Annotated in this window: 16 protein-coding genes and 1 tRNA gene; 10 read left to right on the plus strand and 7 right to left on the minus strand. The window is 48.7% G+C overall.

All coding sequences use genetic code 11. The features are described from left to right. The first annotated feature begins 340 nt into the window (after positions 1-340). From OB13_RS11430 to OB13_RS11445, 4 genes are all read left to right on the plus strand, one after another. Complete coding sequence (locus tag OB13_RS11430) at positions 341-595, plus strand: hypothetical protein (RefSeq protein WP_461490298.1); 255 nt, start codon at positions 341-343, stop codon at positions 593-595. Positions 596-656: 61 nt separating this feature from the next. Next, entirely contained in the window at positions 657-908 is a 252-nt protein-coding gene (locus OB13_RS11435; protein ID WP_461490299.1) for a hypothetical protein, read from the plus strand. Positions 909-1233: 325 nt separating this feature from the next. Further along, positions 1234-1662, plus strand: coding sequence for a hypothetical protein (locus OB13_RS11440; protein ID WP_461490300.1), 429 nt, complete (start codon positions 1234-1236; stop codon positions 1660-1662). Positions 1663-1917: 255 nt separating this feature from the next. Further along, positions 1918-2880: an aldo/keto reductase gene (locus tag OB13_RS11445; RefSeq protein ID WP_461490301.1), complete on the plus strand. Its 963-nt coding sequence runs from the start codon at positions 1918-1920 to the stop codon at positions 2878-2880. A 140-nt stretch (positions 2881-3020) separates the two neighbouring features. On the opposite strand, the gene OB13_RS11450 is transcribed toward OB13_RS11445, so the two are convergent. From OB13_RS11450 to OB13_RS11460, 3 genes are all read right to left on the minus strand, one after another. Further along, complete coding sequence (locus tag OB13_RS11450; RefSeq protein ID WP_461490302.1) at positions 3021-4235, minus strand: sensor histidine kinase; 1215 nt, start codon at positions 4233-4235, stop codon at positions 3021-3023. A 509-nt stretch (positions 4236-4744) separates the two neighbouring features. Further along, complete coding sequence (locus OB13_RS11455; protein WP_461490303.1) at positions 4745-5686, minus strand: DUF808 domain-containing protein; 942 nt, start codon at positions 5684-5686, stop codon at positions 4745-4747. A 358-nt stretch (positions 5687-6044) separates the two neighbouring features. Beyond that, positions 6045-6707, minus strand: a complete 663-nt coding sequence (locus OB13_RS11460; protein WP_461490304.1) for a transmembrane-type terpene cyclase — start codon at positions 6705-6707, stop codon at positions 6045-6047. Between the two features lie 833 nt (positions 6708-7540). Here OB13_RS11460 and OB13_RS11465 point away from each other — a divergent pair. The 6 genes from OB13_RS11465 (at position 7541) to OB13_RS11490 (ending at position 11671) form a co-directional block, all read left to right on the plus strand. Next, positions 7541-8119, plus strand: a complete 579-nt coding sequence (locus tag OB13_RS11465) for a Crp/Fnr family transcriptional regulator (protein ID WP_461490305.1) — start codon at positions 7541-7543, stop codon at positions 8117-8119. Positions 8120-8220: 101 nt separating this feature from the next. Next, positions 8221-8889 (plus strand): NADPH-dependent F420 reductase, encoded by a 669-nt coding sequence (locus OB13_RS11470; RefSeq protein ID WP_461490313.1) that lies wholly within the window; start codon positions 8221-8223, stop codon positions 8887-8889. Positions 8890-8936: 47 nt separating this feature from the next. Further along, positions 8937-9509 carry a YceI family protein gene (locus OB13_RS11475; protein ID WP_461490306.1) on the plus strand — a complete coding sequence of 191 codons (573 nt, stop codon included), beginning with the start codon at positions 8937-8939 and terminating at the stop codon, positions 9507-9509. Positions 9510-9529: 20 nt separating this feature from the next. Continuing rightward, the gene (locus OB13_RS11480; protein ID WP_461490307.1) at positions 9530-9982 is read left to right on the plus strand and encodes a DoxX family protein; all 453 of its coding nucleotides are present in this window, start codon (positions 9530-9532) and stop codon (positions 9980-9982) included. A 115-nt stretch (positions 9983-10097) separates the two neighbouring features. After that, complete coding sequence (ygiD, locus tag OB13_RS11485; RefSeq protein WP_461490308.1) at positions 10098-10931, plus strand: 4,5-DOPA-extradiol-dioxygenase; 834 nt, start codon at positions 10098-10100, stop codon at positions 10929-10931. A gap of 62 nt (positions 10932-10993) precedes the next feature. Then, positions 10994-11671, plus strand: a complete 678-nt coding sequence (locus tag OB13_RS11490; protein WP_461490309.1) for an alpha/beta hydrolase — start codon at positions 10994-10996, stop codon at positions 11669-11671. Between the two features lie 291 nt (positions 11672-11962). On the opposite strand, the gene OB13_RS11495 is transcribed toward OB13_RS11490, so the two are convergent. From OB13_RS11495 to OB13_RS11510, 4 genes are all read right to left on the minus strand, one after another. Next, positions 11963-12046 (minus strand) — tRNA-Leu (locus OB13_RS11495). Between the two features lie 68 nt (positions 12047-12114). Continuing rightward, on the minus strand, positions 12115-12645 hold the full coding sequence (gene hscB, locus OB13_RS11500; RefSeq protein ID WP_461490310.1) for a Fe-S protein assembly co-chaperone HscB: 531 nt from the start codon (positions 12643-12645) through the stop codon (positions 12115-12117). A 113-nt stretch (positions 12646-12758) separates the two neighbouring features. Further along, positions 12759-13049, minus strand: coding sequence for a putative quinol monooxygenase (locus tag OB13_RS11505; RefSeq protein WP_461490311.1), 291 nt, complete (start codon positions 13047-13049; stop codon positions 12759-12761). Between the two features lie 35 nt (positions 13050-13084). After that, entirely contained in the window at positions 13085-13465 is a 381-nt protein-coding gene (locus tag OB13_RS11510; RefSeq protein ID WP_461490312.1) for a four helix bundle protein, read from the minus strand. Positions 13466-13515: the final 50 nt, after the last annotated feature.

The following is a 13515-nucleotide window of genomic DNA, read 5'->3' on the forward strand; positions in this document are numbered from 1 at the left end:
TAATACCTTCTTCATCATAGTAGTAAAATAAGATTGTTGAACCATAAACGGGCATGATACGCCGTTCTTATAAAGCAGTTTTACAAATTCTGCACCACAATTCGGGCCATCTGAACCCGCTTCCTATACCTGCCTGATTACCAAATATTTAATTTTTAAATATTTGGTATCCGGCTCCAACTTTTTAGCCACATACCTGAAATTATGACGGAGAAGGAAACGCAGGGGGCTGGGGAGGCACCAAAACAAGCATAGACAAGCTACATTTTTTATGAAATGCTAACATACTAAACCATAACAACTTACGTAGTATAAGGGATACCTGTAAAATTTGGAATTTATGTATACCACCACTTTCAGATTCGAAGAAGGGAGCCCTTATATTACCAACAGGCGGCCCGTTGGTTTAGAGATTCAGACGCGCCTCCGGTGGCAGGCAGAACGCCTCCGGAAAAAGGACCCGCGCGCACCCGGGCCAGGGCTGGTGGTCTATACGCCTATTCCGGCCTACATCCACAAACCCACGACAATTGAAGTATACTGGGATTTTGAGTGCCCGGACGAGTACGAAACTGATCTCAGGTATAGCGCCTGAACCGGAAAAACAATACACCTGCAGCCTTATTCCTTTTTACCCGATTTCGTATACGTATTACATGAACCTCACCCTTTTTAACACCCATTCCTTAGCCGGCCGACTAGAGATCATTCTGGCGCAGGGTTCTTTTCTGGCTGCACGCGGCAGAAGGGGCTACCGCATTGAACTCTACGACATGGGCAACTTCTTTGCAGAGGTGTGGTCTAACCCTGAAACCAATTTTATAGCGCTGATACGGGGCCTGGCCAGCAAGCGGGCGCTCGAACCTTACGTAACCAGGATCAACCTGCTTGAAATGATCTATTGGTAGGGTTTTCTCTGCCTCCAACTTCTCGCCTGCGCGGCACCTGCTTCCCGGCAGGTATGGCACGGGCCACGTGCCAATCAGCTTACGCTCCTTCAACTCCCGCCTGCCCCGACTAGGGGTAGAGTTCTGGACTTTGCAAAAGTCTGACCCGGGTATGGGAATAGCAAGCTCCTGCGGCTTTTCAGCCTGCCTCCGGCTTTTAGAGAACCTGACACCAATACTTTCCGGGCAATATATTTTCTAAGATGTTTGGGCACAGCCAGTAAAGATTCGTAAACTGTGAAAAAGTACACCCAATCGGTATTTTGGTTAATGCTGCCTGTGACATATGAAAGAGCTCGTATTTCCTTACCTGCACATCTCGATAGAGCACTCAACCAGCCTGTTATACTCCGTGTGGTTGCGGGAACCCGGGTTAGATGAGTACAAAGAAGGGATGAAACAACTGGTAGAATGCCTGGAGCGCTACCCGGTCTTTTACTGGATACAGGACTCTACCCACCTCGCGCACGTCTCCCTGGAATGCCAGCGGCAGACGCTGCATCAAATGGCCCCGAGTGTGACCGGTTCTCAACTCAGGAAGATAGCACGCATCACAGCCCGCGACTTTGCCTATATGGCTATGTTTGATGAGGTTGTAGAAGAAGAACTCAACCACGCAGATAGAAACCATACCCTGGGAGACAGAAAAATAGAAGTGCAGCAGTTTGCCAGCTACGAAGAAGCGGCCGACTGGATTGCCGATATTAAGGTATAGCCGGCGTGTGCCGGCAGGGTAGCCTTCCTGAAACTGGCGGACACTTATACCTTGTAAGTTTTTCAGACCGAACCTCATCCTTGGCCCCCTGTAGGTGCAGGACCTCAGCGCTTTTTGCCGCTATATAGGCAACCTTGGCCCTCCTTTTCGTACCTTAACCAGAAACTGAGTCAGCCGTGCCCGGAAATGCTATACCTAAAATACCTTCCGGCTATACCTGACCAGGGAAGAAAGCAAAACAGGAAAGGAATAAAGATGAAACAAAGACGATTAGGAAATACGGAACTACACACAGCCCCTATCGTGCTGGGCGGAAATGTTTTCGGATGGACGCTCAACGAGCAGGAATCTTTCGGAATTCTGGATGAATTTGTAAACCTGGGATTTAACACCGTTGATACAGCCGATGCGTATTCGCGCTGGGCCCAGGGAAACGAAGGAGGCGAGTCCGAAACCATTATCGGAAACTGGATGAAGGCGCGCGGCAACCGGGACGAGGTAACCATCATCACAAAAGTGGGCTCTGATATGGGCCAGGGACACAAAGACATATCCGCAAAACACATCCTGAAAGCCGCGGATGACTCGCTGAGAAGGCTGCAGACCGATCACATTGACCTCTACCTCACCCATTGGGACGACGAAAAAACACCGGTAGAGGAAACACTCGACGCTTATCAGAAGCTGATCGCGGCCGGCAAAGTAAGGTACATCGGCGCCTCCAACCTGTCACCCGAGCGGTTGAAGGCCTCGCTCGAAGCCAGTTTAACACGCGGGCTGCCCCGCTACGAAGTTTTTCAACCAGGTTACAATCTTTACGATCGCCGGGAGTTCGAGACAGGTATAGCACCCATCTGCAGAGAAGAAGGCCTAGGAGTGATCACGTATTATTCCCTGGCCAGCGGTTTTCTGAGCGGCAAGTACCGCAGTGAAGACGACCTGGACAAGAGCGTGCGCGGAGGTGGCGTACAAAAATACCTCGATGAAAGAGGCAAACGCATTCTGGAGGCGCTGGATGCAGTAGCGGAAAGACATGGCGTTTCGCAGGCCGGCGTAGCGCTCGCCTGGCTCGTGAACGCGCCGGGTGTGACCGCTCCCATTGCCAGCGCGACCAAAAGCAGGCACCTGCAGGCCTTCGTGGAAGCCGTTGAGCTGAACCTGAGCGAAGCAGACAAAGAACAACTCGAAACAGCTTCTGCTTATACCAACAACCGCTAGGATCAAGGGGTAAGGTATGCACCAGTCCATAAAAAAAGCTCCTGCGCAACAGGAGCTTTTTTTATGGACAACAGCCGGACGCTGTAACTCCAATGTGCTTTCCCGGCTTAAGCACAGGTATAGGTATGTTGACGGATTTCTTAAAAAATGATGGTGAAGGTTGTCCCCACATTTAATTTGCTGTTTACCCGGATCTCCCCTTCCGCATTGTCTACCATTCGTTTCACGATATACAACCCCAGGCCGCTTCCTTCCACGTGGTCATGCAGGCGTTTGAACATTGTGAATACCGTGTCCTGCTTGTCCGGGGAAATCCCCAAGCCGTTATCCTCGACGGTAAGGCAGGTTTTCTCTTCGGCCTTTTCCAGCTTCACTTTTATCGCGGGTGCCCGCTCAGGCGAACGGTATTTAAGGGCATTGCTCAACAGGTTATACAGGATGCTCTTGAAATTCTTTTTAGGGAAGTTTACCAAAAGACCGTCCTCCGAAATTACCTCGATTTTCGCCTCCGACTCCACGATCAGGTTATCCAGGTCCTGCTTTACAGTTTCAACGGTCTCAAAAATATTCAGCGCTTCCGGTACTTCCTCTGCACTTGTTTTGTCGAGCTCCACAAGGCTGGTCAGGTCGTTGATCGTGGTGCCAAATCGCTTGAGCGAAGACTTCATCATACCTGTTATCTGGTTGATTTCATTCCGGTCCAGTTCTTCTTTGGCAACCGCTTCCGACAGGATCTCTATCAGGCCTTCGATGTTGGCAACCGGTGACTTCAGATCGTGCGAAGCTGTATACACAAAGTTGTCCAGGTCGAAGTTGGCGCTGGTCAGGAGTCTGTTCTTTTGTTGTAATTCCGCATTGGAGGCATAGCTGCGCTCCAGTAAGACCAGGCTTTGCAAATGAAAAGACAGCAGTTCGGTAAACAGTTTAAAAGTACCGATCACCTTCGGATTATTCAGCAGAGCAGGCTTGGAATCGATGGCGCACAGCGTACCGAAAAATGTTCCGTCGGGGAGTAGAATGGGGAAAGAAATATAGCTTTTGAGCCCATACAACTGCGGTGTATGATGCGAATGATAGTGCAGATCTTCCGCAACATTATCAATCACAATTGGGCGGCGGTGGTCCCGGATCTCATTGCAAAGGGTTGTCTCGACTTTCAGTTCCCCGCCTTCTTCCAGACCGAACTCTACTTCATCGCGCACGCTGCAGGCCAGCCACCTGTCCTGCGTTACCCGGGCAATGGCAGCAAAGCCCATACCGGTGGTCCGGCAAATCACTTCAAGCATGGTCGGAACGATCGGAATCTGCTTTACGGCTTCCAGGTCTTTGTACAACTCGTCCTGAATATCAATCATATAGAAATTCTTTTGCCAGATTTGCGAAATAGAAACAGGTATGGCGGGTGCAGGGTTCTGATCTTTAAAATTAATAAAAAAATCCTAATCCTGAAGTACAAACTACAAAATAGTCCATTTGTTTAACCAGAAGCGGGAAGGATCGAAATATTCAATTTACCTATATAAGTAAGGCTCAGGCAGCTGAGGAACTCCGGATAAGCTCCTGGCTCACCATCTTTCTTTAAAAAATAAATCTGCTTTTAGTTTTTACCTCCTCCCGGAAACTAATTGAAATTGATGACAATGACGCAGCTCCTGGATGACTCCATAAACTAGCTTTCAGGGTGGAACAATCCAGCATGAATGGCTGTGCTATACCTGATCTTTTACCCGAAACTTATTGCCGGGGTAGCCAAAATCGTAGCCTTTGCTGGTGTTTTATAAACCACTACCCTATACCTAGACCAGAAACAAAAAGGTCGTCTGAATGCTCAGACGACCTTTTTGTTTTTTACTGCTGGTGAATCTTAATGCGCCACCTTTTCAGCAGGACGCTTGAATAATCTGCGAACCAGGGATACCACCTGTGCAATGACAGCTCCTAACAGTATACCGCCTAATGCCAGCAGCACGACCTTAGCCAGCCAGGCCAGCGCCGGAACATCGGAAAGAGCATGCTCCAGGGACTCCAGCGGGTGGTGCATAAATGGTAGGCCATGCGCAATGATCTCCGCCCCTACCCACAACATAGCCGCTGTGCCTACATACCCCAGTATGGTCAGGAACCGGGGCATGGACTTCACAATGCCGCGGCCGATCTTTCGGGTTGTTGAGTGGAATTTCTCCTGGGCCATGTGCACCCCAATGTCGTCCGCTTTCACGATCAGAGCCACAAACCCGTACACAGCGATGGTGATGAAGATGGCTACAGTGAATAATACCACGATCTGGTTGACCAACGGGCTGTCGGCCACCGTGGCATAGGCAATGGCCATGATCTCGGCCGAAAGTATAAAGTCGGTTCGCACCGCACTGCCCACCCGCTCTTTTTCCAATTCTTCGGGGGTGATCACTTCCATTTTTTCTTCTGGCTGCGGGACGTCATGTGCCTGTTTGCTGAACATGGAGTGGACTTTTTCATAGCCTTCAAAGCACAGATAGGCGCCGCCTACCATCAGCAGGTAAGGTATAACCGCAGGGGCAAAATAGCCGAGCAGCAGTGCAGCCGGCCCCAGATAAATAGCTTTGTTAATGAGTGACTTTTTAGCGATCTGGTAGATGATAGAAAGCTCGCGCTTGGGATCGAGCCCCACCACATACTTGGGCGTCACGGCCGTGTCGTCGATGACAATGCCTGAAACCTTACCCGTTGTTTTCGCCACCTGCGTCGGAACGTCATCCAAGCTTGCCGCGCTGACTTTCACCAGCGCTGCCACATCATCCAAAAGTGCGAGAAGACCTGTCGCCATTCGTTTTTCTTTAGTTTAAGGTATAATTCAGTTTGTGCTGCCTACTCTGTACGGATTAATGATGAGAGCAGTCCTTTTCATGGGGTCTAAATTTAAGTGAAAGAAGTGGGATCACAACTAAAGGAGGTTGTTAGGTTGGGAAATTTAGATGGGGTGAATTGGTCGAGTCTGCCGCCACTGTTGCTGTTCCGGATTTGCAATCCGGAAACTTTATACTTTGCGAATTTGCAATCTGCTTGCGTGGTATTACCTACTGCCTTTGTTAAGGCGGATTTCAAATCCGCGACTATGGTGCTTTCGGATTGCAAATCCGAAAGTAGGGTCCGAACAAGCAGGGTAAATGCAAGTTGCTGGCGGGCTATACCCTGGTCCAGGGGCTGATGCCTGCCGCCCTGATCTTAAAGTAGAGAAGCAGCAGGTAAGTCATGTCGAAAATAAAAATGCTCACATACAGCAGAATTAGAAAGTATGATTCAGGGAAGTACAGGTAGAGCAGTACGGAAGGAAACACGGTGCCGATCATCTTGCTCAACGCGATATAAAGCGACTGTCCCAGGTAGCTGTTTCGCCTTAGTAGCATGTGAATGAACAGAACGGACATCAGCAAGTTTTGGCTGAAGGCAGCGTACACCCCGTTCAAGTCCTTAAACTCGCGCGACATCAATAATATGAAAAAGAAGGACAATACCAGAGTAAGCAGAAATGTGGGATAGAAGAGCCTGCCAGGTAGATGCTCCGGAAAGTCCTTTCTCCCGTAGGTCAGGTACTGGATCAGAATTCCTGCGTCCAAGGCGAGCCAGGCATAATCGATGTAGAGCTGCGGTTTGCTGTGCGGGTGCACAAAGGAGAAGATAAACTCCCAGGAAACGTTAGCGCAAAGCGCAACCACCGGCATGCCATAGCTTTTGTCGACAAAGCCCCGCCGCAGGATAAGCAGGTATGCTAACGACCAGAAGATACCACTGCATACCTTTAGGATAGCATCTACGGTTGGGTCTACATCAAGCGGGTTCTGAAGCATGTGTGTTTGTCCAAGTCCCTGACTTTATACTACCTGCTCGTGTACTTTATAATTGCTGAAGCCTATCCATACTTGGCTGCGGGTCAATAGGTTCTATTGTATTTACAAAGAGCCACATACAACTCATAACGCAAGCGTCAGCTTGTACTTGTACTGCTTTGGCTATGGGTTACCTCCGCTCTTTCGGATTTGCAATCCGGAACTTTATGCTTCGCGGATTTGCAGTATGTTTACGGGGAGGAAACTACTCAATACCATCCACTGTAGTTTATGCAATCACTTTGCTTCATCAACCGGTAGCTGCTTTCATAGCAGGTCTCTCACTATTATTCGTCAAGTATAATGATTGGTTAAGTATACCTTAAGACAACCTAACTCACAACGGCGTATGTGACTCATACAAAGCCAGCGCTATTACATGAGGTATACCCTAAAAGCAATCACAGCTACCAGCAGAAAGAGGATATTGAGCACCGAACTGGCGTGCACTTTCTCAGACACAGCGAAAAAATCACGCAAAGGCAGCCCAGGATGTTCATCCCCAGGTACTCCACCGACTGACCAATTTTAGCCCATACTGTTCAGGTTAAAAGCCGAAAGCGAAAAGCAGGCGCCTGTCCAACCGATCGCCTCTCCCATTTATTTGCGTATTGACAGCACAGCTTTATAGACAAATATCTTATTTGCAAATAAAGCAGGTGCATATGGGCTCAAAAATGCTTTTATTCGCTTAACGAATGCAAAAACGAACCAGAGCGGATAAGCTCCTGGCCTTTGAAAACACTTTATGCAAAGGCCAGGAGCTTTCTAAAATCTTGTAAAACCCATCGTCTATGTACGACTTATTCTTTCAGAAATTCAATGAGAAAGTTCCGCTAACTAACCAAGAGCAGGAGCAGATCAAGGCGTACCTTACTCCTAAAAAACTGCGGAAAAGGCAATACCTGCTGCAGGAAGGAGATGTTTGCAAAACCATTGCCTTTGTAGAAAAGGGGGCTTTGCGGGAGTATGCTATCGAAAACGGAAGCGAGCATATCATTCAGTTTGCTATTGAAGGCTGGACGATCTCAGACCTGTTGAGCTTTCTGACCGGTGAGCCTGCCACTTACAACATCGATGCCCTCGAAGATGCCGAACTGGTGCTGATAAGCAGGAGTGCGCATGAAGAACTCCTGCAAAAGCAGCCTAAGTACGAGACATACATACGCTTGCTCATAACGAGTGCCTATATCGCCCTTCAAAGGCGCCTTACTTCCAATATCAGTCTGCCAATAGAGGAACGCTACACAACCTTTACAGAAACCTATCCTGACATTGCCCAGCGCGTGCCCCAGCACATGATCGCCTCTTTTATGGGGGTAACGCCTGAAACCCTGAGCCGGATCAGGAAGAAAATGGCAGACCGTAAGTAACACCCCCCTTCCCTTTCATTGACATAAGTCAACGGTTTTTCTTGACCAGGCGCAATGCACAGGGCATGGCGTGTTGGTAACTTTGCATTGTTAAAAAGATCATACCTATGAAGACAATGCAAACAATCGCCATCATCGGCGCTTCCGGAAACATGGGATCTGCCATAGCAAATGGCCTGGCAAAAGGCAATTACAGATTACTCCTATGCGCCAATGAGCTGGAGAAAGTGCAGGCAGTAGCGAAGGAGATCAAAAGCAGCCACCCTGCAGCAGCAGTTGAGGCAATAGATTGCTCCGTGGAGGCATCCTGGGAAGCAGACATTATCATCGCGGCCGTTCCTTTTGCTGCGGAGAAAGAAGTGGCCCGGAAGATCCGGGAAGTTGCCAACCAGAAAATCGTTATCAGCATCGCCAACCCGCTCAACGATACCTACAACGGCTTAGTGACAGCGCCTGACACCAGTGCGGCAGAAGAACTGCAAAAGCTGTTGCCTCATGCCAAAGTAGTGAAAGCCTTCAACACCACCTTTGCCGCCGATTTCGCCACACCCGTGATAGATGGCAAGCAAGCGGACGCTTTTATAGCCGGCAATGATGCGGAAGCCCTGCAGACCGTCACCGAACTGGTCGAAACGGCCGGCTTCAATCCGATTGTGGCAGGCGACCTGGCCGTGAGCGGAACGCTGGAGCGCATGCAGTTGCTGCTAATTCAGCTGAACATGAAGTACGATTACAACTGGCTGGCAGGCTGGAAAATACTGCACAAATAATCGAATCACACTTATCTATTATAAACACAATTTAAATCACAAATCTCATGAAAAGAGTATCATTAATTTTATTCGCATTCCTGTCGCTGACGGCTTTTACAACCCTGAACACCGTTTGGACAAACGATGACGCGCACTCGCAGCTTGGCTTTACAGTAAAGCACCTGGGCATTTCCGATATTTCTGGCCACTTCGATGACTTCGATGTAAAGATCACTTCCACGAAGCCGGATTTCAGTGACGCAGTCGTAGAAATGACCGCCAAAACAGCTTCTATCGATACGAGAGTAGACGATAGAGACACACACCTGAAGAGCCCGGACTTTTTCAACGTGGAGAAGTACCCGACCATGAATTTCAAAAGCACCTCTGTAAAGAAAGCGGGCAAAGACAGCTACAAGCTTACCGGCAACCTGACCCTGAACGGCGTGACCAAGCCCGTAACCATGGACATGAAATACAACGGTACAGTAGAGAACGCCATGAACAAAAAGCAGACTGCAGGTTTCCAGGTAACGGGTACCATCAAGCGCTCCGACTTTAACTTAGGCAGCGGTTTCCCAGCCCCTATGATCAGCGACGAAGTTCGCATCAAGGCGGACGGCGAGTTTATCCAGTAATATATAACCAGGAATCAGCCATGAAAAAGCTATTAAACGTGTCCCAGAGCGCCAACAGCATTGACGTGGCGCTTCTGATCACCCGGGTAGGCGTAGCAGCCCTGATGCTTGTGCACGGCTGGCCAAAGCTGGAAATGCTTCTCTCGGGTGGCCCGGTTCAGTTTCCGGCCGTCCTGGGTCTTAGCGCAGCAACGTCGCTTGCCCTGGCAGTATTCTCCGAAGTGCTTTGCTCCCTGCTGATTCTGGTAGGGCTGGGCACCAGGCTGGCAGCCATTCCGTTGATCATCACCATGCTGGTAGCGGTGTTTATGATACATGGAGCAGACCCCTTTGCCAAGCAGGAACTGGGGCTCCTATACCTGATGCCTTATACCGTGTTACTACTGACTGGTAGCGGCAGGTACTCGCTGGATTATCTTCTTCAGCAAACGGTACTTAAACCCTCTTACACCAGAACGCTTTCGGTACAGTAAGCCAACCTTAAATGAGTGCTCTCGGGATGAAAACTCCTGGGAGCACCTTTAAATTACTCAAGCTGCCATGCAACGAAAACACTTTATTAAAACACTTTTAACAGGAGTAGCAGGTATGACGACATTATCCGCTTTCAATAAATTCACAGACAGCCTGGATGAGCAGGAGCAAGTAATGCCGGTCTTGTTCATAGGCCATGGCTCACCTATGAATGGTATTTTGGATAACGAGTTCAGCCAGTACTGGAAAAAGCTGGCAAAGGAGATCCCGACACCAAAAGCGGTGCTGGTGGTTTCAGCGCATTGGCTAAGCAAAGGCACCCGCATTACGGCTATGGATTTCCCGAAGACCATTCACGATTTCGGAGGATTTCCGCAGGAGTTGTTCGATGTGCAGTATAAGGCACCGGGCAGTCCGGAACTGGCCAAAGAAACAGCTTCCATCATCAAATCCACAGCCGTGGAAATGGACCATGACTGGGGGCTTGACCACGGTGCCTGGACGATTATCCGGCACATGTACCCCGAGGCCAATATACCGGTGCTGCAGCTAAGCATTGATTATACCAAAGGGCCTCAGTATCATTATGAGCTGTCAAAAGAGCTGGCAAGCCTGCGCAAAAAAGGCGTGCTTATTATGGGCAGCGGCAACATGGTGCACAACCTGCGCATGGTCGCCTGGGACAGGCTAAATGATGACGAGTATGGCTTTGACTGGGCTGTGCAGATAAACGCTACCTTCAAAGACCTGATCCAAAACGGCAGCCACGATAAACTGATACAGTATGAGAAACTCGGCAAGGAAGCCATGCTGGCTATACCTACTCCGGAACATTACTGGCCACTGCTATACACCCTGGGATTGAAGGGAAGTAAAGATGATGTCTCCTTCTTCAACGACAAAGTGGTAGGCGGTTCTCTGACCATGACCTCCGTGAAAATCGGATAACAATGCTACGGTGGTTGCTTCTCCTCTTTTTAACTAACTCTTGCTTAACTGACAACACGCATATGAAACATACATCTATGGCAGCAAACGAAATAACATCCGACGACTTTACCTTGCAGTATCTTGTTCGGGAGCCAAAAATAAAATCTTCAAAGAACAAGGCCATTGTCCTGTTGCACGGCGTTGGCAGCAACGAGCAGGATCTTTTCAGCCTTGCAGACCACTTGCCTGCGGAGTACTACATTATTTCAGCCCGAGGTCAGTTTACTTTAGGCCCGGGAAGGTATGCCTGGTACAATGTGGATTTTTCGACAGGCAGGCCTGTCATCGATGCACAACAGGAATTATCCAGCAGAAAGATCATCAGGGAGTTTTTAGCGCAGCTAAAACAAAAGTATAAGCTTGATGAAGTATACCTGGGCGGATTTAGCCAGGGGGCCATTATGAGTTACAGCATAGGACTGACCCACCCGAAGGACGTGAACGGAATCATCGCCTTTAGTGGTAGAGTGCTTGAAGACATTCAGTCTTCTGTGACCAAAAATGATGACCTGCCCGGGTTGAGGGTATTCATCGCGCACGGGGTGCAGGATGGAACATTGCCTGTTCACTACGCCCGGCAAGCAAAGACATTGCTTCAGAATCTGGAAGTGCCTTTAACCTATCACGAATATGACATGGCGCACCAGATCAATGGGGAGGTGTTAAAGGATCTGGGTGCATGGCTTAAGACAGAGTAGTTAGCGCATTACCCACTATGTGTTTTTCAGGTTACCTTATAGCATGAACCTGTAGGGGACAAGGCGAAAGAATGACAACAGCACTGTGCTGAAAAACATGCTGCAACCGGCCTCAAAAGCAACCGTTAAGTACGTTTCAGAGGTTATTAATTGAAAGCGGACGCAAATGTTTGTGTAATTGACGCAGCTTTGTAAATGGCTTTTTGGTGGAAAGGTTGCCAGAGGGTTGTGCGACCCTTACACAGTTTATAAACAAAAAAGCCCTGCAGATTTTCATCTGCAGGGCTTTTGTACCTTGGGCCGGAGTCGAACCGGCACGAGTGTAACCTCATTGGTGTTTGAGACCAACGCGTCTACCAATTCCGCCACCAAGGCATTTTGTTCTTTCCGGTTTCAGGTATAGCACCCTGGGCCTGAGTCGAACTTCTATCCCTGATCTGCTATCAGGAACGGGTTGCAAACTTAGATAAAGTTTCCTGAATACGCAACAAATATTTTTTCTTCAAATAGTAGGTTTTCACTTGCTCCAGGGCCTCTTCTTTGGTAACTCCGTGAAGCTCAGGGTAGCGCTGCAGCACGGGCAACACATCGTTATCGAGCTGCGCCATAATCCCTGTGCTCTTCTCCCCTATCTCGTGCAGCTTGGCTGCGTCAAAGTCGAACTCCAGCTCCATCAGCTCCTCGTTGATCTCCATCATTTCCATCAGGAAGTCGCCCGGCATCTCGTTCTTGCCTTCCTCCAGCACACCATGCTCCCTGAGGATGTATTGCATGCGCAGGTCCGGGTCGCTGAGGGTGCGGTAGGCATTGGTATTTTGCGTGGAAAGCTGCAGAATTTCTTGCTGTTTTTCCGGGTTTTCGTTGGCGTAAAAATCCGGGTGGTACTCGCGGCTCAGCTCGTAATAACGCGCCTTGATGGCTTTCTCATCAGGCAAAAAACTCTCAGGTATATGATAAAACTTGAAGTAATTCATTTTTTACGGTTAACAGTTAGCAATAAACAGTTATCAGGTATACGTGGCAAAAGTACAGGAATTATGATTGTCGATCGATAATTGTTTACTGTTTACTGCTAACTGATAGCTGTTCACATGTTCACTGATTTATTTGACCAGGCCTGCGGTTTATCGGAAAACAGCGCTTTGGTGGCCTTCCATACCTGCCCGAACAGTTCTGAGTCGCGGTAGTTGTTGAGGTGTTCTTCAGAGTCCCAAAGGCTGTAGGTGCTGTAGATGTTGGGGTGGTTCAGGTCCTGGAGCAGCTCCACATGCTGGCAGCCCTCAAAAGCCCGGATCTTGTCTTTGGAAGCACGAAATATCTCCAGGAAGTCACCTGTCTTCTCCGGTTGAAATGTCATCCGGACGATACGAATAAGCATAATTTTGAATGAGTGATTGAGTGAATGAGTGAGTTTTATTTTTTGGTCGTATTACTCCTGGCTTTCGCCATCACTGATAGAATTTCTGTTGTCTCTTTCTTTAGTTCGGCAACTTTAGCTATTGTAGTAGAACCGGATTCAGAAAGCAGTTCTAACCAGAATAACGTTTCATCAGCCTCTTCAATCACAATACTGATCTTGGAGTAAAACTCTGCTGACGATCTTGCCCTGCAGGCTGCCCTGTAATTGGCAGCTACGGATGTTGCTGAGCGAAGAAGTTGCCGCTTCATAATGGTTGCTTCCTCTGTTTTAGGCAAATCCTTTGAAAATCGTATGACTTCCAGTGCAAGTTGTTTGGTCCGCTGCCGAAACCGCTCTACGAACTGCTCTTTATCAACCTGTTTAGATTCTTCCATTATACAGTCACTCATTCAAAATTCACTCAATCACTCATTCGCTCATTCAA

The sequence above is a fragment of the Pontibacter sp. HJ8 genome (assembly GCF_054824225.1).